Source organism: Polyangium fumosum (assembly GCF_005144585.1).
Classification (GTDB): domain Bacteria; phylum Myxococcota_A; class Polyangia; order Polyangiales; family Polyangiaceae; genus Polyangium; species Polyangium fumosum.
The window spans coordinates 65605-88476 of the sequence record NZ_SSMQ01000042.1; the positions used below are offsets into that span (position 1 = coordinate 65605).

Genomic DNA, 22872 nt, shown 5'->3' on the forward strand with positions numbered 1-22872 from the left:
TCCTCGTGGGGGTGGATGGAAATCGCAAAGCTCGATCAGACACGACTCCGAGGACGTTGGCAAGTCGTGCCAAGAATCAGCGGCGAAACGTGGACAATGCCGCGAGGAGCGCAAACCCGAGCGTGACGAGCGTGATGGCGAGCGCGACGCGGAGCGCCGGATGGCGCTCGCGCGCCGCCGCCACGATACGCCGTTGATCCTCGGGCGGAATGGGCGCGCCCGCCTCGTCGCTCGCTTCGAGCGAGACGGCCGCGGCGAGGTTCGTGTCGAGGTCCCGCTGCGACGCCCGCGTCCGCACGAGGATCAAGAGGACCTCCGCGAGCGCCGCGACCGCGACGAGGAAAACGGCCGCGCGCCGCGCCGAGGAGGCCCGCGCGTGTTCGCGTGCTTCGGCGGCGGCCGATCCGTCGAGGAGGAGTTCGAGGCGAGGCGCGGCGGCGGAGGGGGGTTGTGCCGCGAGGGGCCAGGCAATCGTGGCGACGCCGCGCTCGCCGGGGTCGCCGGAGACGATGACCTGCGCGGGTCCCTCCGGGGGCGTGACGTCGAGGCGGCCGCGGAAGAACCCGACGTCGTCGCGGGTGACGGGGACGACCGCGCCGAGGATGCGGCCTACGTCGGTGACGACGGAGGCGTAGACGCGATCGCGCGGGGCGGGCGAGACGAACGTGAGGCCGGCGTGGAGGTCGGGGTCGAGCCAGATGGCGCCCGGATGCACGGGCAAGAGGCCTTCCCAGCGGCCTTCGTGGCCATCGGGATCCCGGGCGGAGATCACGAGCTCGACGTGGTGCGCGAGCGGCGTGACGGTGAAGGACGCGGCCCCGCGCTCGTCGGTGTCGTTTTTCTCGGGCGTGATCGTCGTGCCGGACCCCGAAAACGAGAGCGTGATGCCCGCGAAGCTCGGGCGATAGGGCGAGGCGTGCTCGGGCAGGCCCACGGCGACGTCGAGCGTCTCCGGGAAAGGCGAGACGAGGTGGCCGCGGCGCGCGTGCACGAAGAAGCGGAAAGAACCGCTCGAAACGCCCGCGATGTCGCGCGCGGGGGCGGCCTTCGGAGGCGGAGGCCGGAGCGGCACGGTCCCCTCGGCGAGGACCGTTTTTCCCTGGAGGACCCGCACATCGAGCGGGCCCGTGAGCGGCGCGTTCGCCTCGATCGAGGCTTCGCCGACGCCGTCCGGGCCGAGTGAAACCGTCTCGGGCGCGAGGTTCGTCCCGGCGTCCGTGACCTCGACGGTCACGCCTTCGAGCGCGGCGACGTCGTCCACGCCGAACAATCGGCGCGCGCCTTCGAGGCGGAGGGCGAGGGTCCGGCCGCCGGCCACGGGCACGCCGCGCACCCGCACGAAGGGCGCGGGGTTCGGCGAACCCGGGCCAAAGAGCACGAGGGCGGTGACGATCACCGAGGCCGCGGGCACGACGTAGGTGGCCAGGCGGCCGAGCATGCCATGCGAGTCTACCTTGCCTGTTTGCGTTCGGGCAGCGCATCCGATAGAGCAAGCGCGAGGGACGATGGGAGAGGCAAAGACGAAGAAGGGCGGAAAGAAGGCGCCTTCGCGGGACGAGGTCGTGCTGAAGCTCCGCTCGGATCCGCGCACGGAGAAGCGGTTCGAGCCGAAGAGCTCGCCGTCGGCGATCCTGTCGGTGCTCGCGTTCTCGGTGGCGGCAGTGCTCGTCGGGGCCGGGACGTACGGGCAATGGCTGCGCGACGAGGCGCTCGGGCCGCACAAAGCCGCGCCGTACCTGCTCGCCGCCGGCGCGGCCGTGCTGCTCGTGACGGCGCTGTTCGGGCCACGGGCGGCGCTGCCGATCCGCGTGGGCGACGCGGGCGTCGGGGTCGAGAAGGGCGGAAACGAGATCGAGCGGATCGCGTGGAACGCGGTGCGCCGGCTCGTGCTCGGCGATCGGACGCTGACGGTGGAGGGGGAGGGGACGTCGATCGTGATCTCCCTCGCGGCGCTGCCCGAGGCGGCCGGCAAGGTGCTGCGCGAGGCGCGCGAGCGGATCCCGGCGAAGATGGAGGACCTCGCGGCGGGGGCGCTGGAAAACGCGAACGAGGGATCGGCCGAGACGCTGCCGCTCGAGCCGGCGCAGGTCGCGGGGCTCAAGTGCAAGGCGAGCGGCAAGCTCATCGCGTTCGAGCGCGACGCACGGCTCTGCGGCCGGTGCGGCGAGGTCTACCACAAGGACGCCGTGCCGAAGCGCTGCGCGACGTGTGACGCGCGGCTCAAGTAGTACGTACAAGACGGGTCTGGCTCGGGTACGCTCCGGGCCATGTCGACTTCGCACCTCGATTCTCCGCGCAAGATCCTCGATCTCGGCGCAGGCGCCTCGGCCTGCGCATGGCTCGGGGGCCCGGGCCTCGTCGCGTTTTTGACGTCGAGGCCAGCCCGCATGGCGGTCACGCCCGTGGCGGCGACGAGCGGAGACGCGATCGATCTGCCTCGCATCACCGCGCAGGAGGTGGCGCTGCTGTCGAAAGACGTGGCGCTCGTGCGCGACAAGGAGGGCACGGTGTGGTCCGTGCCGCTCGCCGATCCGTACCGGGTGCGTGAGATCGTACGCGACATGCGGATGCTGCTCGCGCGTCCCTCCGGAGAAGGCGCGCTCGCGATCAGCGACGAGGGCAAGGTGCTCACGCTCTCGCTCGGTCGTGGTGAGGTGGGCGCGCGGCCGGTCGAGGTTCCGGGGCGCATGCGCGCGGGGGACGTGGGGGACGGCGTGACGTACCTGCTGGCCGAGGGGGAAGGCGGCGGGCAGCTTCGCGTGTATCCGGGCACGGCGCCGGAGCGCGGGCCGAGCGCGCGGGTGACGTTGCCGGCGGAGGCGGCGGAGTTCGATCAGGTGCGCGGAGGCCGCGTGTCCTGCGTGGTGTACAAGCGCGGCAGCGCGGGGCTTTGCGTGGTGATGCGGGATGGGGAGCGCGCGGAGGCGTCACTCGTCACGCTGGACGCGCCGATCGCAGATGTCGCGGTGACGGACACGAGCGTGATCGTGGCGTTCGCGAGCGGGAAGCTCGCGCTGTACGAGGCGGCGTCGCTGGCCGCGCCGAGCGAGGGACCAAAGGCGCCGGTGAGCACGACGGCGGCGGGCGGAAAAGGCCGGCCGCGGGTGCTCTTGGTGACGACGACGAAGGGGGCGACGTCGGTCTGGATCGGGACGACCGAGGGCGAGGTGATGCGCGCCGCGGTCGTCGAGGTGGCCGCGGCGCCGGAGCCGCCGGCCGCGGAGCCCGCGGCGGCGGTCGTCGAGGGGCCGTCGAAGGAGGAGATCGAGGCGCTCCGCAAGGAGGTCGCGTCGCTGCAGGGGGCGCTCTCGGAAAAGGAACGAGAGACCGAGGTGGCGAAGGGCGAGGTCGAAGCGGGAAGGCGTGAGCACGAGGCTGCAAGGGGCGCGCTCGAAGCAGAAAGGCGTGAGCACGAGTCTTTGAGGCGCGTGCTCGAAGTAGAAAGGCGTGAGCACGAGTCTGTGAGGGGCGCGCTCGAAGCAGAAAGGCGTGAGCACGAGTCTGTGAGGGGTGTGCTCGAAGCAGAAAGGCGTGAGCACGAGTCTTTGAGGCGCGTGCTCGAAGCTGAAAGGCGTGAGCACGAGTCTGCGAGGGGCGCGCTCGAAGCTGAAAGACGCGAGCACGAGGCGGTGAAGGGTGCGCTTGAAGCTGCGAAGCAGGAACTCGCGCGCGCCCTCGACGAGCTCCGCGAGGAGCGCGCAAAGTTCGAGCACAGCCTGGGCAAGCGAATCGACGGCGTCCTGCCCGAGCGCGTGCGCGGCGGCCTCGACTTCGTGGTCTCGCTCGTCGAGAACCGGCGCCGCTAGCGTCTGGGGCTTTGCCCCAGGCCCCAGCAGGGGCTGTCCGCCCCTGCACCCGGACCAGCCAGGGGCTGGACCCAAGCTCGATGAACTGCGCGATGCGCAGTTCATCGAACAGGCCCGGTCAAGACCGGCAACGACGTTCCCCACCAAAACAGCCGCGCTGCTGGTTCGGCTGGCCCCCCGGCTTCTTCGTCGGCCTGTTTGAAAAACTGCGCGGAGCGCAGTTTTTCAACCCTGGGTCCAGCCCCTGGCTGGTCCGGGGTCGAGGGGGCGGACAGCCCCCCGCGGGGTCCGGGGCAGAGCCCCGGGCGCGGCGCTGCCTGCCTACAGCCCGAACCGCCCTGCGTTTTCCCGCAAAAACTGGAGGTACACGTCGGCACACTGGTGCGACGGCACTTCGCCGCTGTCGATCGCAGCTTCGAGTGCCTTCTTCAGGTCGCCGATCTTGCGCGAGGGCGGCAGGCCGAAGGCGCGCATCATCTCGTCGCCGATGCCGCTTGGCAGCGGGGGCACGACGGCGTCGAGCTTCTGGATTTGCTCCACGCGGTCGGCGAGATCGCTGATCTGGCGCAGGCCCTTCTTCTTCTTTTCGGGCCGCTTCGTGGTGATGTCTGCGCGCGACAGGTCGAGCAGGTCCTGGAGCTGATCACCCATCTCCTTCGCGAACCGGCGCACGGCGCTATCGGTCCACGAGGCCTCGTACTGGCTTGCCCGCAGGTGGTGCAGGATCAGGAAACGCACCGAGCTCTTCAGCGCGGGCTCGGGGTTGAAGATCGGCAAACGCCGGTCGAGCCGGTCGAACATGCGCGCGCCGACCTCGGCGTGGCCGAAGAAGTGAACTTCCCCCGAAGGCGAGATCGTACGCGTCTTGACCTTGCCGATGTCGTGCAGGAGCGCTGCCCACCGGACTTCGAGCCGGGGGACGGCCTGGCGAACCACTTGCTTCGTGTGTTTCCAGACGTCCTTGTGACGCCACTCGCCGTCGCCGAAGCCGACCATCGCTTTGACCTCGGGCAACATGGCGCTGAGGGCGCCGCATTCGAGGAGCGCGTCGAGCCCGTCTTCGGCGTCGCGCGACATGATGATGCGGTCGATGGAACGGCGGACGTCGGGGAGGTAGAGCGACGAGGCGGCGCGGAAGTCTTCGCTGTCCGCGACGGGATGCGTGGGGGCGGCGCCTGGCTCGGCAGGCGGCGGGGGCGTGCCTCGCTCGGCGCGCTCGACGGCCCAGGCGAGTGCCGTCATGGCCCGCTCGGGATCGGGGGTCTTGGGGGCCTTCGTCTCTTCCTGCACGCTTCCGATCTCGCTTGAAAACAGGGGAGGGGGAGGGCGTAGCGCGGCGCGCCTTGCCTGTCGAGCGCGAGCGCGCGCGTCAGCGGCCTGGGCGGAGCACCGTCGTCACGCGGAAGGAGCCGCCGATCTGCGTGGTCGCGTTCGGCTCGCTCGGGCGCGCGATGCCCACGAGCATGCCTGGGTGCAAGCCGAGCGGCAGCTCGCCGACGTCACGCACGAGCAAGCGCAGAAGCGCGATCACCATCGGGTGATGGCCGACGAGCAGCGCGTCTGCGTCTGCTGCGGCGAGCTCGCGCAGGAGCGCGACGGGCGGCGACTCGTCCGGTTCGAGCTCTGGGAACGTCTCGATCGGGATCGCCGCGACACCGAGCGCGCCGGCCATGAGCTCTGCGGTGTGATGCGCGCGCACGTAGGTGCTTGCCACGATGCGGCCGAGCGTCGGACCTTGCTGGGTCCGCAGCGTCTTGCCGATTTCCTCGACGCCGAGGATGCCTTCGGGGGTGAGGGGACGATCGCGGTCTCGTCCCGACGGCGAGCTGTCGGCCGCGAGGCCGTGGCGCATCACGTAGAGGTTCATGGTGACGAGAGGGAGCCTGCCACGAGGGAGGCCCCCTCGGGGATGGTTCAGTTGGTCTTCGCGGGGGCGCGGCGACCTTCGGCGGGGGCGGCGTCGCCCTTCTTGCCGGCCGGGGCGGCTTCGGGCGCCTTGCCGGAGCGCTGGATGCCGTGCTTGGCGAGCACGAGCGCCTCGATGCGGTCGAGCACGTCGGGGTGCTGCTCCAGGTAGGTGCGGGCGTTTTCGCGGCCCTGGCCGATGCGCTCGCCCTGGAAGGAGAACCAGGCGCCGCTCTTCTCGACGATGTTTGCTTCCGTCGCGAGGTCGATGACGTCGCCGGCGTGGCTGATGCCCTGGCCGTAAAGGATGTCGAACTCCACCTCGCGGAAGGGCGGCGCCATCTTGTTCTTCACGATCTTCACGCGGGTGCGGTTGCCGACCACGGCGGGCTCCTTGCCGGTCGCCGCGGCCTCCTTGATCTTGCCGATGGCGCGGATGTCCATGCGCACCGAGGAGTAGAATTTGAGGGCGTTGCCGCCGCTCGTCGTCTCGGGGTTGCCGAACATCACGCCGATCTTCAGGCGGATCTGGTTGATGAAGATGAGCAGGCAGTTCGAGCGGGCCACGGTGCCGGTGAGCTTGCGCAGCGCCTGGCTCATGAGGCGGGCCTGGAGGCCGACGTGGCTGTCGCCCATGTCGCCTTCGATCTCGGCCTTGGGCACGAGGGCGGCGACGGAGTCGATGACGATGATGTCGACGGAGTTCGAGCGGACGAGCATGTCCGCGATCTCGAGGGCCTGCTCGCCGTAGTCGGGCTGCGAGATGAGCAGCTCGTCCGTCTTCACGCCGAGCTTCTTCGCGTAGTTCACGTCGAGGGCGTGTTCGGCGTCGATGAAGGCGGCGACACCGCCGGTGCGCTGGATCTGCGCGATCGCGTGCAGGGTCAGCGTGGTCTTGCCGGAGGACTCCGGGCCGTAGATCTCGATGATGCGGCCGCGGGGGTAGCCGCCGATCCCGAGGGCGATGTCGAGCGAGAGCGAGCCGCTGGAGACGGCGGCGACGTCGTCGTGCAGGCTCTGCCCCTCCTTGAGGCGCATGATCGCGCCCTTGCCGTATTCCTTCTCGACGCTCGCGATGGCGAGCTCCAGCGCGGCGAGCTTCTGCTTGGGGTTTTTCTCGTCACTCATGGCGACCTCGGGGGGCAGGGGGGCAAAGAGGGTACTGGGTCGCGGGTTTTGCGCCACGAACCGTTCGTCTCGGCTGCGTATACTGTCCGGCTGTTCAGGAGGCAAGGCTGAACGGTCGCGGGTAGGACACGAAATGTCCTGTCTGGCGTGTCTCTTTTTTGGCCGCCCAAGACAGCGGCCAAGCCCCAGGGTAGGCCCGAACGAAGCGTAGCGGCGTGAGGGACGTAGGGAGCCGGCCCAACGAGGCCGGATCCCTCCTCAAAAGAGGCCGATCGAGAAGTGGAAGGCGCCGATGTCCTCCCACTGACGGCGGTTCAGGTTGAAGCCGTAGTCGAGCGCGAGCGGGCCGATGGGGGTCGTGATGCGCAGGCCCGCGCCGAGGGCGTACCGGAGCGTGAAGTCGATGGCCGTCGGCTCCTTCCAGAGGTTGCCCGTGTCGAGGAAGAAGCCGGCCTGGAAGAGGTCGGTCACGGGCACGCGGAGCTCGAGGCGCGGGTTGATCGAGAGGTCTCCGCCGCGGATCGGGACGTTCGCGAGGACGGCCGAGCGCGTGGTCTGGCCCTTCGCGACGAGCCCACGCGCGACGTCCTCGGGCACGAGCGCGTCGGCGAGGAAGGCGCGGATCGTGTCGACGCCGCCGAGGAAGAAGAGGCGGTCGGGGTAGGTGGAGCTGCCGTCCTTGAGCTGGAGGTTGTAGCCGGCCGCGAGGCTCATCGCGATGCTCGGGCCCTTCGAGCCGAGCTCGAAGTAGCCGGCGACGCGGCCGGACATGCGCAGGAAGTGGCTGTTGATCGTGGCCTCGTCCTCGTCGGTGGGCAGCGCGTTGACGTGCTCGACGCCGAGCGCGACGAGCGCGCCCTTCGTCGCGGCGAAGGCGCTGTTGCGGCCGTCCCACGCGAAGTTGATGCGCTCGGCGACGGCGAAGGTGCTGCCGAAGGGGACGCGGAGCAGCGGGATGATCGGCGAGTCGAGGGCGGTCTCGTTGAAGACGTCGACCTCGTTCACCTCCGCGGACGCGCCGAGGCGCATCGTGACCGTGCGGCTCGGCCGGTAGGCGAGCGTGGGCACGAGCGCCTGGCGGGTGATGCCGAAGCCGCGCTGGTTGTCGCGCACGTCGATGCCGTCGATCGAGAGGCTCACGAGCGGGCCGAGGCCGATCTCGGGGAACGCGATCGACGCGGTGTTCCGGCGTTCGAGCTGCTGGCCGACGCTGAGCTTCTTCTCGTAGTCGGCGCGCACGCCGGGATCGAGGACGATGAAGTCGAAGAGGTACGAGAGCTGCACGCGCAAGGTGAGCGCGATGGCGAGGCCCGCGATGTTCTTGTGACCGTACTCGACGGCGAAGCGCAGGCCCTCGCCCGTGGAGAAGCCGACGCGTGGATCGAGGTACTGCGGGACCTGCTCGGTCACCGTGACGAGCACGCGCTTCTGCTTCTGCGGGACCTCCGGATCTTCGAGGCCCACCGAGACGCTGGAGAATGCGCCGAGCGAGCCGATGCGCTCCTCGCTGCGCCGCGCGTCGCGCTCCACGAAGGGTTTGCCCTCCTGGAGCGTGACACGGCGCAGGATGAGCGCCTCGCTCGTGCGCAGCGCGCCGCGCACGACGAAGCCGCCGACGATGACCTGATCCCGCTCGGTGATCGCGAAGCGAGCGCGCGCCCGCGTGCGGTCGGGCGAGGGCTCGATCGCCGCCTTCACCTCGGCGAACGCATACCCGCGATCGCGGTAGGCCTCGACGAGCCGGAGGCGCGCCGCTTCGAGCTCGATCGTGGAGAGCGGCTTGCCGAGCTCGAGGCGGCTCGTCTCGAAGAGCGCCTGCTCGGAGAGCGTGCGGCTGCCCTCGAAGGCGACGTCGTGCAGCAAGGTCTGCGGGCCGAGGTGCATCGGGATGCGCAGCGCGATCTCGCGCGAGCACTCGACGTGCTTCAGGGGATCGGGGCGGCACGCGAGCGTCTGCGGGGGCTCCGGCTCCGGCAGCGGGAGGCCGAGGGCGTCCTTCGCGCAGACAGCCTCGTTCGGCTCGCGCGGCTCGGGCATGCAGCGTCCCGCGGGCGAACGCGTGCTGCATGTCGCGCGCTCGATCTGCACGGGTCCGACGATGGCGTTGAGGTAGCCCTTGCTGTACGCGAGATCCTTCAGGTGCTTGAGCGCGCGCTCGTACGTCTCGGGCGCGTACGTCTCGGCCGGGTTCAGATCGAGCGGCCTCGCCACGGCGCGCGGCCCGCGCCCGCCGAAGAGGGCCGAGACCGCGTTCGGGTCCTTCAGCGAAAAACCTTTGTCGCCGGGCAGATCCTCCACGAGGAAGCTGTCGATCTCGCCGCGCACCTGCTCGGCGTTCCAGGTCTTCGGCAGGCACGGGAAGATGCGCTGCACGACCCGCACCTGCTCGCCCTCGTCGATCCGCAGCACGAGGTGATGCACCGGATCGTTCGGGCCGCCGCGCTCCTCGGCGACGACGCGCGCGTCGAGGAAGCCGCGCTGCACGTAGAAGCGGGTGAGCCGCTCGATGAGTTCTTGCGTCTTCTGTTCGAGGCCCTTCTTTGGTGCGACCGCGGCGGAGAGCTCGACCTCGTCGACGGAGCGGTTGCCCTCGAAGACCGGGACGATCCGCGGCCCCGGCGTGACGTACACGAAGAGCTCGCTGCTCGACGCCGAGAGCCGCACCGCGTGCTTGACGTCGGCGCGGTAAAAGCCGCTCTCGCGCAGCGCCTCGGCGAGCTCCCGATCGGCCTCTTCGAGCAGCGGCTCGTCGATGCGCGCGCCGACCCCGAACCGATAACGCTCTTCCCGGCCGCCGAGCTCGCGCTCCATGCCGGGCGTGATCACGAAGGAGCGGCGCGACACGGTGCGCGGCGCGCCCGCGTCGATGTCGATGCGCAAGACGACGCGGCCCGGATCGTCCGTGTCCGAGACGTCGGACGTGACGTTCGCCTGGGGGTAGCCGTGATCCGCGTAGTACCGGCGGATCCGCTGGCCCATCTCCGTCAACATCGGCGCCGTGATCTCGCCGCCTTCGCGCACGCGCCCCGCGTCGAGCGTCGCGGCGCGATCCAGCGTCGCGCCCGAGAGGCGGATCGAGGCCACGATGCGCCGCGGCAAGACGTGCGCGCGCAGGACCACGCCGTCTCCCTCGGCGATCGCCTCGACCGTCACGCGGGCGAACTGCCCCGACTCCGTGAGCTCGCGCATCACGGTTCGCGCGGCCGAGGGCTGAAACGGCTCGCCTGTGCGGATCTTCGTGACGCGCGGCGAGGTGCTCCAGCGGGAGCCCACGGTCACGACGTCGACGCGCTTGATCGGTTTGCCCGTGAGCGCGCTCGTGTCGGGCGGCGGCCCGAGCTGCGGCGCGGCGAGCGCGGCTTGCGGCTCCTCGCCGGCGAGCGCGGCGCTCTCGCCGGGGCTCGTCCCCGGGTTTTTCGCGTCATCGGCCCCCGCCGTCGCCGCGCCGAGCAGGCAGACGAGCGAGCATGCCGCGGCCAGGCAGCGGGCTCGTTGGGACCGGGAAAAACGCGGGATGGGCACGGGCCGAGGTGGATGGGGGCACAGAGGGGCTCGCGGCCCTTTGGAGACGCCCGTCCCGATGCTACCGTCCGCCCGAGTTGCTCGCCAAAAGGTACGGCATGGCTGATCCGACGATCCTGATAGGGGCGGTCGCATACGACCCAAAGGTCGTGACCATCTGGGAGGGCATGCGTGAGCACTTCCAGGAGCACGGCGTGTCCCTCGATTTCGCGCTTTTCTCCAGCTACGAGCGGCAAATCGAGGCCCTGCTCCATGGGCACGTCGACATCGCCTGGAACTCCGGCATCTCCCATGTGCGTGTGAAGCGACGCACCGAAGGCAAGGCCATCGGCATCGCCATGCGCGACCGGGACCGCGATGTGTGCGCGAAGATCCTCATCCGGCGGGAGGTCGTCGTTCGCAAGCTCACGGACCTCCACGGCAAGGTGCTGGCCGTGGGGACGCGCGACTCGGCGCAGTCGCGGATCTTGCCGCTCTACTACTTGAAACAAGCGGGCGTGGATCTGAACCAGGTGAAGATCCTCGCGTTCGACTCCGACGTCGGCAAGCACGGCGACACGGGCGCGAGCGAGCTCGCGGTGCTCGCGGCCGTGCACGAAGGCCGTGCGCACGCGGGCGCGGTCGGGAGCCTCGTCTTCCAGGCCGAGCAGGCGACGGGGCACGTCGATCCGCGCATCGTCGACGTGCTCTGGACGACGCCGACCTTCGACCTGCGCATGTTCGACGCGATGCCCACGCTCGCCGCGGACAAGGCCGAGACGTTCAAGCGCGTGCTCTCGGAGATGGCGTACGCGAACCCCAAGCACCGCAAGCTCCTCGACATGGAGGGGCTGCGCCGCTGGGTTCCGGGTCGCGAGCAGAGCTACGCGCCGGTGCGCGCCGCGCTCGACGATCTGCCCGGCTTCGGCTGAGCTCGCGCGATCATTCGAACTCGAGCCGCCAGCGCAAGTCGGCGCCGAGGTTGCCGAGCGGCGAGCTCGAGACGTCGTTCGTGTTGTCGTACGCGCCCTGCACGATGACGCGTTTGCCGAGGCGCCACTCGATGCTCGAACGGACCTCGCGGTTCTCGGTGATGCCCGTCGTCACGGTGGCGCGCACGTCCTCCGTGATGCGCTTGCCGAGCGTGACCGTCGGCTCCGTGCGGCCCGTGCGCGACGAGTACGACGTGCCGAACCGGAACTCGTCGATGAGCGGCACGATCGTCTTCACGGCCTTGTCCGCGCCGGTGAGCGCGGCGAGCGCTTCGAGGCCCACGGTCTCGCCGAGCGACGAGGCGAGGCCACGATCCATCTCGGCCCGCGTGAGGCCGAGCGTCAGCAAGAGGACGATGTCCTCCTGGCCGAGCGGCGGATCACTCGTGAGGTCGAGCTTCACGTTCTCCTGATTGCCGTGGGCGTAGAGGTTGATGCGCCACTGCTGCCCGAGCGTCGCAGTCGCCGCCGCGCTCGTGCTCGTGTCGGCGGGCGCCGCGCCCGGGGCGCTCGTCGCCGCGTAGCGCCGGTACTCGGTCTGCGCGCGGAGATCGATCCGCGGCGAAAGGCGCAGCGGGTCGTCGAAACGAACCGATCCCTCGCGCACCGTGAACTCGCTGTTCCGCAGCCGGAGCTTCGAGTCCGGCAGGATGCGCAGGTTGCCGCGCGCGCCGTAGCGCTGGTTCGTCCCGGAGAGCGCGAGCCCGGGCGGCGTGACTTCGAGCAGCATGTCGACGAGCCCGTTCGAGAAGCGCATCGGCCGCGGCGAGACCACGTTCACGTCGAAGCGAAGCGCGTCGTTCTTCGGGTCGTACGTCTCGACCGCCGTGCGCTTCGGCCCGCCCGCGAGCTGGTTCAGGTCGAGGCTCAGCGCGATCGGCCGCGAGTACGTGAACGACGTGAGCGACACCGTGCCCTTCACCTCGGGCAGGTTCCGCTCCGCGCGCTCCTCGTCGCTCGTGAAGGGCCGGAACGTCGCGGAGAGGTCGGCGTCCGCGGTCAAGTTGATCCCCTCGCCGAGCGGCATCTTCACGCCGCGCGCGAGGATCGACGCCTCGGCCGTGCCGAGCTCGAAGCCGCGGATCGGCATGCGCCCCGTCAAGCTCACCTCGCCGCCGCCGACCTTGGCCGCGCCGCGCAGGATGCGCACCTCGCTGTTCGTGACCGCGACGTCCACCTCGATGTCGTCGAGCGACACGGGCATCCCTCGCAGCGCGAGCTCGCCGCCGCGCAGCCGCGCCGAACCGCCGTACCGCAGCGCGTTCGTCGTGCCTTGCACGCGCAGGTTCGCTTCGAGCGACCCGCGCGCCCGCGAGACCTGCTGCATGTCCGCGGAGAGGCGCCCGAGATCGAGCGGCCCGACGCGCAAGCCCACATCGAACTCGGGCGTGGTCACGAGGCGCTGCACGCGGCCGCCGAGCGCGATCGGCGCCGACAAACCCGAGCCACTCTGCACGACGAGCTCGAGGTCGGGCAGCACGAGCGTGTTGTTCTGCACGACGATCGGCCCGGGCGTCCCCTGCAGCGACACGCGACGCCCGCCGCGATCGAGGTCGAGCCCCGTCAGCGTGACGATCACGTCGCTCTTCGCGAGATCGTCGAGCGGCAGCCGGCGGATCTCGAGCGCCGCGTCGAGGCTGCCATGCGGCGGCGTGGCGCTGAACGCGACGCCCGGGATCAGGTTCGCGAGCGTGCCGAGATCGAGCCCACGCGTCGTGAGCTTGCCCGTCACGACCTTGTGCTTCTGCCGCGTGATGCGCACGTCCGAGAGCGCGAGCTGCCCGCCCGCGAGCATCCCGTCGACGCGGAACGTGCCCGCGGACGTGTCCCTGTCGTACTCGGCGCGATCGAAGGGCCCCGAGCGTGGATTGCCGCAGCGCGTCCAGCCGACCGTCTTCACCTGCGTGCCTTCGGAGCCCATGAGCACGCGGAGCTGCGACGACGGCAGCGACGAGGGCCCGATCCGGATCGGCGAGATCTGCACGTCGGCCTGCGCTTCGAGCTGGCTCACCGTGCCCGAGATGTTCGCGATCGCCGAGATCGAGCCGTCGAGCGGCTTGCCCATGCGGCCGAGCGCGTCGAGGTGATCGATCGGGATCCCCGTGGCGATCGCTTGCCCGGACACACGCCCGCCCGGACGAACCGACACCGTCGCGAGCAGCGAGCCCGTGCCCTTGCGCAGGCTCGCCGCGTGCACGTCGAGGTTCATCCCCGCCGCGCCCGCCTCGCGATCTTCCCAGTCGAGATCGACGTCGACGTCACCGTCGGAATATTTCTCGCCGAAGAGCGCCACCTCCTCGAGGTGCATCTTCGTCTTCACGCGCAAGCGGCCCGCGCCGCAGCGATCTTCGGGCCCGCCGACGACGAAATGCACCCGCGCCGTCCCGCTCGCGTTGCCGTCGATCTCGGCGAAGCGCGGATCGTCGTCGAGGTGCACGATCCGGTAGAAGTCGTGGAGCCAGAGGTGCGGCGCGCTCTGCGTGTCGAGCTCCGCGTCCACCACGACGTTCGGCCCCGCGTCGAAGTCGACGTGCACCTCAGGCGCGCGGATCTTGCTCTCGCCCTTGCGCACATGCACGTCGGCGAGGCGCAGATCGAAGGGCTCGAAGAACACGCGCGCGCTCTCCACGTCGCCGAACGAGAACGCCGCGAACTCGAAGCCCTTGATCGCCACGTCGGCCTCGACCTTCGGCCGCGTGAACGGCCCGCGCGCGACCGCGGCAACGTCCGCGATCCCCGCGATCGGGATGTTCCGCAGGGGCGAGAGCTCCGACAGGTCGACGTGGGATCCTTTCGCGATCTCGATGTCGAGGTAGCTCCGGAAGAAGAGCTTCACCGTCGTGTGCAGCTCCGACTTCGGCGTCTCGATCGCGACGTCGTCGAGCACGATCCCCGTCGGCCGCACCCGGAAGAAGCCGCGCAGCGTCCCCTCGGCCACGCCCATCATGTGCCCACGCGCGGGATCCGTCGTCGGTTTGTCGAAGACCTCGAAGTCCCGCGTCGTGATCTCCATCGGACCGTCGAGCGAGAGCGGCGAGAGCGTGCCGGTGAACCGCTCGAAGCGGCCTCGTTCGAGGTGCCAGGCCACGTGTGCCTGCGGGTGCACGCCGAGATCCCGGAGGAGGCCGGGGAACTGGAGATCGCGGACCTCGATCGGGCCCGCCGTGAGCGGCGCGCCGGGCGCGAACGGCTCGATCTTCACGTCGGCGATCTTCGCGGTGCCGTCGGCCCACGTGAGCTCGATCTTCGACACGCGTACGACGTCCTCGGCGATCGACAGCTCGCCCTCGAACGTCGTCGCGAAGACCTTGCCCGAGAGGCCCGGTCGATCCGCCTCGATGCGCCCCGCCACGCGCGGCAGCGTGGACTTGCCGTCGTGCTCGACCTCCACGTCGAGGTCCACGGCGCCCGTGAGCCACGGCGTGTCCACGAAGCGATGCGCGAGCGGCACCGGAAGCCGCGTCCGCACGCGGCCACGAAACGCCGGCACGGCGAGCGGCGCCCCGCCCTTGGGCAGCTCCACGCGCAGCGCGCCGAGCTCGAGCTCCACCGAGCGCCAGTCCTCCCGCGCGAGCTCGCACCCCGGGCTCGTCTCCGCGTCCGGATCGAGATCCGCCGCCCCGAGGAGCCGGAGCCGCCGCACGAGCAGCCCCTCCGCGTCGACACGCACCCGCGTGTCGAGCCGGCAGATCACGTCCTCGTCGACCATGTCCTCGTCCGGTCGACCGGGCATGGGGTGCGTCCGGACGATCGTCGATTTCCCTGCGCGGAGCGCGATCTCGAAGGCCCCATCGTCCTCCGCGGACACGTCGACGTCGACCTCGCTGGTCACGACGTGCACGCCCTCGACGAGCGCGTCGATGCGCGCGTCCGTCACGGCGAGCGAGGAGAACGGGGCCCGCGCCTTCGCGGCCGAGGGCTGCGAGGCCGGCAGTTTGTACACGAGGTTCTTCAGCGCGCCGCCCTCGACCACGGCGCGGATCCGCGGCCCGAGCACCTCGACCTCGCCCACGTCGAGCTCCCCGTCGAGCAGGGAGAACACCCGCGGACGAACGCTGATCCGCTCCACCGCGAGCACGGGCGCGCCGCCGTCGGTCGCGTCGACGACCACGTCTTCGAGGTCGATCGCCATCGGCCACGCTTGCACGGCGACCCGGTAGCGGGCGACGACGCCGAGCTCCCGCTGCACGAGCGCAGCCGTCTCGCGCGCGGCCCACGCGCGCACGGTGCCTGTGCGCACGAGCGCCCCGAGGACGAGCGGGATCGCTCCGACGAGGGCAAACAGCACGCAGAGCGCGACGGCGAAAGCGCGGCCGACGTCGCGACGCCCGCGTTTTCGCGTGCGTTTGTTCGTCGGCGCGCTCCCGGACACCATGGCGCCGAGCTTACCTCAGGCCGGTCCCCCGTGCCGGGATCACCGCCCCGCATGCACCTTCGGCGCTTTACGCGGCCCGAGAATCCTGGAAACATCCTTCTGTCTTGCGTGCGAGGTCCCGGTGCGGGTGCGCCTGTGCTTCGTGTTGTTCGGAGGACCGATGCGATCGACGATCCCCGCCACGCTGGTGGCGCTTGGCTGCTTGGCAATTCATGCATTTGGCTGCGCGGGCGGCGAAACCCCGGGACAAGGCGGCTCCGGGGGGCTGGGTGGCGGCGGAACCGGCGCCACGGGCGGAACCGGCGGCACCGGCGGCGAAGGGGGCCAGGGGGGCGCGGGCGGCGCGACGTGCATGCCGACCGCAGAGCTGTGCGACGGCCTGGACAACGACTGCGATCAGGACGTCGACGAGGATTGCCCCTGCGTCGAAGGACAAACGCAGTCCTGCTACTCGGGCGCCAACGGCACGCAGGGCGTCGGCTCCTGCACCGCGGGTCAGCAGACGTGTGACGTGAATGGCAAGTGGAGCAAGTGCAAGGGCGAGGTCGTGCCGAAGACGCAGGAGAGCTGCAACGGCATCGACGACGACTGCAACGGGACGGTCGACGACATGGCGCCGACGGTCTGCGGCTTCGGCGCCTGCCAGGTCACGGTCGTCGCTTGCGAGAACGGCCAGCTCAACGAGTGCGTCCCGCTCCAGCCCACGCTCGAGAAGTGCGACGGCCTGGACAACGACTGCGATCAGATCGTCGACGACTCGTTCCCCGAGAAGGGGAAGGCCTGCGTGTCGGAGCTGATCGGCGCCTGCTCCAAGGGCAAGTACGCCTGCACGAACGGCGCACTGGAGTGCGTCCCCGACGTCATGCCCGTCCCCGAGACCTGCAACGGCATCGACGACGACTGCGACGGCACGGTGGACGAGGACATCCCCGGCACGGGCGGCGAGTGCGGCACGGGCCTGCTCGGCGTCTGTGCGAACGGCGCGATCCAGTGCAAAAACAGCACGATCGACTGCTTCCCGATCATCCCGCAAGCGCCCGAGAAGTGCAACGGCGTCGACGACGACTGCGACGGCGTGGTCGACGAGAACAACCCCGAGGGCGGCGTCTCCTGCCAGACGGGTCAGTCCGGCGCCTGCGGGACCGGCACGCTGAAATGCGCGAGCGGATCCCTCCTCTGCGAGCCGAACTCGTCGGCGACCCTCGAGGTGTGCAACGGCATCGACGAGAACTGCAACGGCACGGTCGACGAGGGCAACCCGGGCAGCGGCGCGGCCTGCGGCTGCGGCGGCACGACGACCTGCGCGGAGGGCCAACTCCGCTGCACGGGCGGCCCGCCGGTCTTCCTTTACGAAGACTTCGGCGACGCCCCCGACTGGACCCTCGGCCCCGAGTGGGAGGTCAAGGCGGCCGTCGCCAACGGCACCTGCAAGAACACGAGCGGCACCCACAGCGATCCGGCGACCGACACCTCGTCCTCGTCCGACAACAAGGTCGCGGGTGTGGTCGTCGGCGGCTGCTCGACGAGCTCGCAGAGCGCGACGACGCACGGCTACTACTACCTGACGAGCCCGATCTTCGACACCTCGGCGGCGCCCGGCGTCTATCTCCAGTTCCAGCGCTGGCTGAACAGCGACGTGACGCCGTACATGAACAACGTCATCGAGGTGTACAACGGCACCGCCTGGGTCCAGGTCTGGCAAAGCGGCGCCGTGCTTTCGACGGCCTCTGCCTGGACGAAGGTGTCCTACGACATCACCCCGCACAAGAACGCCACCATGCGTATTCGCTGGGGCTTCAACGTCGCCTCGGCCGGGGTCGACCCGATGGGCTCGTGGAACATCGACGACGTCATCGTCTCCACCACAATCTGCCCCTAGCCGAGGGGCGATAAGCTTGCTGCGCGCCTCGAATCGTCGGTCGGGCTCCTCGGAATACATGTGTATTCCTGCGTCGCCCTCCCTAGCTTCGAGGCGCTCGCGGCGCTTCTCGGCCCTCGGCTGCGTTTCGATTTCCTAGGTTTATTTTACCCCATAGGTCGCCACGATCGGCGCGTGGTCCGTTGCGTCGTCCACGTCGTCGCCGTGGCGAATGGTCACGGACGCCTGATCGAGCATCCCTGCGAGCAGAGGGTGCGACATTTGGTGGTCCACGAGCTCCAGCGCGCCCTGGTAATCGTAGGTCCAGCGGACGTTCGCCGGCACGAAGTCGGGCGCATTCGTGTACGTCCCGTCCCCCTCGCCGATCATCGCGAGGTAAGGCGGCGAGCCCGGCACGTCATTAAAGTCGCCGAGCACCAGCACCCCGCGTGACGGGTCCTCCTTCACGAGCGCGTTCGCGATCGCGCGCGTGCGTTGCGCCTCCGCGAGGCGCTTGTTCGGATTGTCGTCCTCCTTCGCCTTGAAATGCACGCCGAGGAGCACGAGCTTTCGCCCGTTGTAGGTGAGGTGGTATTCGGGGCAATCGCGCGAGAATCGATACGTCGGCCCCACCGTGCCATTCAGCGGGAATTGCTCGTCCTTGTGCGAGACGACCTTGTCGAGCGGCAGCTTCGAGAGAATTCCGATGTCCACGCCGCGCGGGTCGTTTCCGTCCACGATCCCGATGCTCGTGTATTTTCCACCAAGCTCGCTCTGCACGAGGTCCGCGAGGGAAGCCTCGTTCTCGACCTCCTGCAGCACCACGACGTCCGCGTCGATCGCCGAAAGCACCACGCCGATGGCCTTTCGATGGTTCACGTATTGCGCCGTCGACCGCACCACCTCGTCCGCCGCCGCGCTGTCGTTCTTGTCGTTCAGATAATTGCGAACGTTCCAGTTGGCCACGCGCAGCGGCAGCGGGTCCTTCGGCGCCCCGCCGCCGGCGCCGCCGTTCCCGCCGCTCCCGCCCGTCCCGCCGCTCCCGCCGGCATCGCCGCCCGCGCCCTCCCGGACGCGGCCTTCCTGCCCGCACCCTCCGCTCGAAAGCACGAGCAGCGCGGTCGCGAGCGCGCTGCCCACCGTGAGCCTCCCCGCGCGGGCGAGGCAAGTCCATCCACCGAAACGAGAGCCTTGAGATCGAGAAGAAGCATGCAACATGCGCTCAGTGTCCCGTCGCCATTCCGGCGCGGCAAGCCCCGCGTCGTTCTCCGCTTCACGATGCGGCGCATGGTCAGGTTCGTAACCATGCATGAGCACGCCGCTTCGGCGCATGACGACGGGGCGCGCGGACCCCCGGCCTTTACAGCGCTTCGTGATCCATGCGAGGATCAATCGACCAGGCATTCGCTTGGAATATTCTTTTCAGGAGCGGGCCATGCGGAACCTCATGCGCGAAGGGCTGTTCGCGGGCGCAATTTTCCTCGTCGTCGGCGTCGCTGCATTCGGGTGCAGCGACGGCGGATCCTCGTCCTCCAACGGCGCGGGCGGCAGCGGCGGGGCGGGCGGGCGCGGCGGGGCGGGCGGCGAGGGCGGCGAGGGCGGAACCGCCGTTTGCAACGAGGGGGAGACCCAGCCTTGTTATACCGGCCCCGCGGGCACCCAGGGCCAAGGGGAATGCAAAGGCGGCACCGCGACGTGCGCCGGTGGCCAGTGGTCCGCGTGCGCCGGCGAGGTCTTGCCGAGCGCCACGGAGACGTGCGACGGCAAGGACGACGATTGCAACGGCCAGGTCGACGACGCCATCGCGCAGGTCACCTGCGGCCTCGGCGCCTGCTCCGTCACCGTCGACGGCTGCAAAGACGGCGCCGTCCCCGATTGCACCCCGCTCCCGCCGCCCTCGGGAACGGAGACGTGCGACGGCAGCGACGACAATTGCGACGGCCAGATCGACGAGGGCTGCACCTGCGTCGACGGACAAACGCAATCGTGTTATTCGGGCGGCGCCGCCACGAAGGGCGTCGGCGCATGCAAGGACGGCACGCAGACCTGCGCCGGCGGCACCTGGGGCCCCTGCGAAGGGGAGACCCTCCCCGTCGTCGAGGCCTGCGACGCGCTCGACAACGATTGTGATGGGATGTCCGACGAGGATCTCGGGCAGACCACCTGCGGCGCCGGCGCCTGCGCGAACACCGTCGAGAGCTGCGTGAACGGCATGCCCCAGGCTTGCAATCCCGGGATGCCGAGCCCCGAGACGTGCAACGGCGTCGACGACGATTGCAATCTCCTCATCGATGACGGCCTCGGCACGCTCACCTGCGGCATGGGCGCGTGCCAGAAGACCGTGCAGGCTTGCGTCGCGGGACAACCGCAAATGTGCGTGCCCAGCATGGGCACGGCCGAGACGTGCAACGGCGTCGACGACAACTGCAATGGTCAGACGGACGAGGGCAACCCCGGCGGCGGCGGCGCGTGCCCCACGGGCCTCCAGGGCGTCTGCGCGGCGGGCGTGCTCAACTGCCAGAACGGCTCGCTCACGTGCGCGGCGACGACCATGGCCGGCGCCGAGACGTGCGACGGCAAAGACAACGACTGCGACGGCCAGACGGACGAGGGCAACCCGGGCGGGGGCGTTGTGTGCTCGACCGGAAAACCCGGCATCTGCGGGCCGGGGACGACGGCCTGCACGAACGGCGCGCCGGTCTGCAACCAGAATGCCCAGCCCGTGGCCGAGGTTTGCAATGGCGTCGACGACGATTGCGACAGCCAGACGGACGAGGGCAACCCGGGTGGCGGCGCGGCGTGCACCACCGGCCTTCAGGGGGTTTGCGCCGCGGGCACGCAGACGTGCACGAGCGGGGCACTCTCGTGCAAGCAGAACGTCATGCCTTCCACCGAGATTTGCGACGGCAAGGACAACGATTGTGATGGGCTGATCGACGAGACGGTCCCGAACATCGTTTCGATTTTTTCCGAGACCTTCGTGAACAACACCGCCGGGTGGGGGCTCGGGACCGAGTGGCAGATCGGCGCGGCCAAGGTGTCCAGCGGGCACGGGTATGGCTTCCCGGATCCCGCCGCGGATCATACCCTGACCGCGGACAACGGCGTCGCGGGCGTCGTCATCGGCGGCAATGCGAGCACGGTGGTTCACGCGGCCTACTACCTCACGAGCCCCGTCATCAACACGAGCGGCACGGGATTCGTGACCATGGACCTCTGGCGGTGGCTGAACAGCGACTACGACCCCTACATGATCAACACGATCGAGGTCTCCGCGAACAATGGCTCGACCTGGACCGTGATCTGGCAGTCGGGCGCCATGCCGGGCATCCAGGAGCAGGCGTGGAACAACTACAACTATGATCTGACCGCCTACAAGTCCGCGACCATGCGCGTCCGTTTCGGCGTCAGCGTCAATCAGCTCGACGCGTATGTCGTGTCGTCCTGGAATCTGGACGACATCGTCATTCGCCGCTGCCAGTAGCTCCCACAAAAAAACGCCCCCGATCCTCCTGGATCCGGGGGCGGTTTTTCTTTGGCACTCGAACGAAACGTCAGCCCACGTCGCTCATGCGCCGGTAGCGGATCCGGTGCGGCTCGTTCGCGTCGGCGCCCTTCCGGCGCTTCAGATCCGCCTCGTAGTCCTCGTAGTTCCCCTCGAACCACACGACCTTGCTGTCGCCCTCGAAGGCGAGGATGTGCGTCGCGATGCGGTCGAGGAACCAGCGATCGTGGCTGATGATCACCGCGCAGCCCGCGAACTCGAGCAGCGCCTCCTCCAGCGACCGCAGCGTGTCGACGTCGAGGTCGTTCGTCGGCTCGTCGAGCAGGAGCACGTTGCCCCCGCGGCGGAGCAGCTTCGCCAGGTGCACGCGGTTGCGCTCGCCGCCCGAGAGATCACCGACCTTCTTCTGCTGATCGGCGCCCTGGAAGTTGAACGACGCCACGTACGCGCGCGAGTTCACCTCACGCTTGCCCACGAGCAACGTCGGCTCGCCGCCCGAGATCTCCTGCCAGACGCTCTTGTTCGGATCGAGCGCGTCGCGCGACTGATCCACGTACGCGAGCTCCACGCTCTCGCCGATCCGGAGCGCGCCCTTGTCGGCCTTCTCGAGGCCCATCATCATCTTGAACAGCGTTGTCTTGCCCGCGCCGTTCGGCCCGATCACGCCGACGATCCCGCCGCGCGGCAGCGAGAACGAGAGGTCGTCGATGAGCAGCTTGTCGCCGAACGCCTTCGTCAGGTGATCGGCCTCCACGACCACGTTGCCGAGGCGCGCGCCGGCCGGGATGTGGATCTGGCTCGGCGAGTACTCCTTCGCCTTCAGATCCTCGGCGAGCAACGTCTCGTAGGCCGCGAGGCGCGCCTTGCTCTTGGCCTGCCGCGCGCGCGGGTTCATCCGCACCCACTCGAGCTCGCGCTCGAGCGTCTTCTGCCGCGACGACTCCTGCTTTTGTTCGAGCTCGAGGCGCTTCTTCTTCTGTTCGAGCCAGCCCGAGTAGTTGCCCTCGTACGGGTAGCCCATGCCGCGATCGAGCTCGAGGATCCAGCCCGCCACGTTGTCGAGGAAGTACCGATCGTGGGTCACGGCGACGACGGTGCCCGTGTACTCCGCGAGGAACCGCTCGAGCCACGCCACGCTCTCGGCGTCGAGGTGGTTCGTCGGCTCGTCGAGCAGCAAAAGATCTGGCTTTTCGAGGAGCAACCGGCAGAGCGCCACGCGGCGACGCTCGCCGCCCGAGAGGAGCGCGACCTCGGCGTCCGGCGGCGGCAGGCGCAGCGCGTCCATCGCGCGTTCGAGCACGCGATCGAGCTCCCAGCCGCCCGACGCGTCGATCTTGTCCTGCAAAACCCCGTACTCTTCGAGCAGCTCCTCCATGTTGTCCGGCGACTCGCCGAGCAGCACGCCGATCTCCTCGAAGCGCTTCATCAGCTTGCGCGTGTCCGCGACGGCGGCCTCGACGTTCTCGATCACCGTGCGGCCCGCGTCGAGCCGCGGCTCCTGCTGAAGGAAGCCCACGCGCGTGCCGTCGGCAGGCTTTGCCTCGCCGAGGAACTCCTTGTCGGTGCCCGCCATGATCCGGAGCAGCGTGCTCTTGCCTGCGCCGTTGTGCCCGAGGACCCCGATCTTCGCGCCGGGGAAGAAGGAGAGCCACAGGCCCTTCAGCACCTCCTTGTTCGGGGGGTGCACCTTCCGGACGTCCTGCATCGTGAAAATGAACTGATGCGCCACGTTTCTTTTACCGCTCTCGCGAGTTGATGATGAATGGGAAGGGGAGGGGGAGGCGGCGAAGGATACCGAAAGC

13 protein-coding genes are annotated in these 22872 nt (G+C 69.5%); 5 read left to right on the forward strand and 8 right to left on the reverse strand.

Annotation, left to right across the window (positions count from 1 at the left end; genetic code table 11):
- Nucleotides 1-76: 76 nt before the first annotated feature.
- Nucleotides 77-1438 (reverse strand): hypothetical protein, encoded by a 1362-nt coding sequence (locus E8A74_RS32390; protein ID WP_136932986.1) that lies wholly within the window; start codon nt 1436-1438, stop codon nt 77-79.
- Between the two features lie 67 nt (nt 1439-1505).
- Here E8A74_RS32390 and E8A74_RS32395 point away from each other — a divergent pair, with 67 nt between their 5' ends.
- Nucleotides 1506-2228, forward strand: coding sequence for a hypothetical protein (locus tag E8A74_RS32395; RefSeq protein WP_136932987.1), 723 nt, complete (start codon nt 1506-1508; stop codon nt 2226-2228).
- 39 nt (nt 2229-2267) lie between these two features.
- Nucleotides 2268-3806 carry a hypothetical protein gene (locus E8A74_RS32400; RefSeq protein WP_136932988.1) on the forward strand — a complete coding sequence of 513 codons (1539 nt, stop codon included), beginning with the start codon at nt 2268-2270 and terminating at the stop codon, nt 3804-3806.
- Nucleotides 3807-4127: 321 nt separating this feature from the next.
- On the opposite strand, the gene E8A74_RS32405 is transcribed toward E8A74_RS32400, so the two are convergent.
- From E8A74_RS32405 to E8A74_RS32420, 4 genes are all read right to left on the reverse strand, one after another.
- The gene (locus tag E8A74_RS32405) at nt 4128-5096 is read right to left on the reverse strand and encodes an HD domain-containing protein (RefSeq protein WP_232379848.1); all 969 of its coding nucleotides are present in this window, start codon (nt 5094-5096) and stop codon (nt 4128-4130) included.
- A gap of 79 nt (nt 5097-5175) precedes the next feature.
- The gene (locus E8A74_RS32410; RefSeq protein ID WP_136932989.1) at nt 5176-5673 is read right to left on the reverse strand and encodes a SixA phosphatase family protein; all 498 of its coding nucleotides are present in this window, start codon (nt 5671-5673) and stop codon (nt 5176-5178) included.
- 47 nt (nt 5674-5720) lie between these two features.
- The gene (gene recA, locus E8A74_RS32415) at nt 5721-6839 is read right to left on the reverse strand and encodes a recombinase RecA (protein ID WP_136933019.1); all 1119 of its coding nucleotides are present in this window, start codon (nt 6837-6839) and stop codon (nt 5721-5723) included.
- A 258-nt stretch (nt 6840-7097) separates the two neighbouring features.
- On the reverse strand, nt 7098-10361 hold the full coding sequence (locus E8A74_RS32420) for a POTRA domain-containing protein (RefSeq protein ID WP_136932990.1): 3264 nt from the start codon (nt 10359-10361) through the stop codon (nt 7098-7100).
- Nucleotides 10362-10459: 98 nt separating this feature from the next.
- Here E8A74_RS32420 and E8A74_RS32425 point away from each other — a divergent pair, with 98 nt between their 5' ends.
- Complete coding sequence (locus tag E8A74_RS32425; RefSeq protein ID WP_136932991.1) at nt 10460-11272, forward strand: phosphate/phosphite/phosphonate ABC transporter substrate-binding protein; 813 nt, start codon at nt 10460-10462, stop codon at nt 11270-11272.
- A 10-nt stretch (nt 11273-11282) separates the two neighbouring features.
- Here E8A74_RS32425 and E8A74_RS32430 read toward each other — a convergent pair whose 3' ends face one another.
- Nucleotides 11283-15707, reverse strand: a complete 4425-nt coding sequence (locus E8A74_RS32430; protein ID WP_136932992.1) for a translocation/assembly module TamB domain-containing protein — start codon at nt 15705-15707, stop codon at nt 11283-11285.
- Between the two features lie 160 nt (nt 15708-15867).
- Between E8A74_RS32430 and E8A74_RS32435 the strand changes: the two genes are divergently transcribed.
- Nucleotides 15868-17586: a MopE-related protein gene (locus E8A74_RS32435; protein WP_170229547.1), complete on the forward strand. Its 1719-nt coding sequence runs from the start codon at nt 15868-15870 to the stop codon at nt 17584-17586.
- A gap of 141 nt (nt 17587-17727) precedes the next feature.
- Here the strand turns inward: E8A74_RS32435 and E8A74_RS32440 are convergent, their stop codons facing one another.
- Complete coding sequence (locus E8A74_RS32440) at nt 17728-18705, reverse strand: endonuclease/exonuclease/phosphatase family protein (protein ID WP_170229548.1); 978 nt, start codon at nt 18703-18705, stop codon at nt 17728-17730.
- A 295-nt stretch (nt 18706-19000) separates the two neighbouring features.
- On the opposite strand from E8A74_RS32440, the gene E8A74_RS32445 reads away from it, so the two are divergent.
- Complete coding sequence (locus tag E8A74_RS32445) at nt 19001-21049, forward strand: MopE-related protein (protein WP_136932995.1); 2049 nt, start codon at nt 19001-19003, stop codon at nt 21047-21049.
- A gap of 70 nt (nt 21050-21119) precedes the next feature.
- On the opposite strand, the gene ettA is transcribed toward E8A74_RS32445, so the two are convergent.
- The gene (ettA, locus tag E8A74_RS32450; protein WP_136932996.1) at nt 21120-22799 is read right to left on the reverse strand and encodes an energy-dependent translational throttle protein EttA; all 1680 of its coding nucleotides are present in this window, start codon (nt 22797-22799) and stop codon (nt 21120-21122) included.
- Nucleotides 22800-22872: the final 73 nt, after the last annotated feature.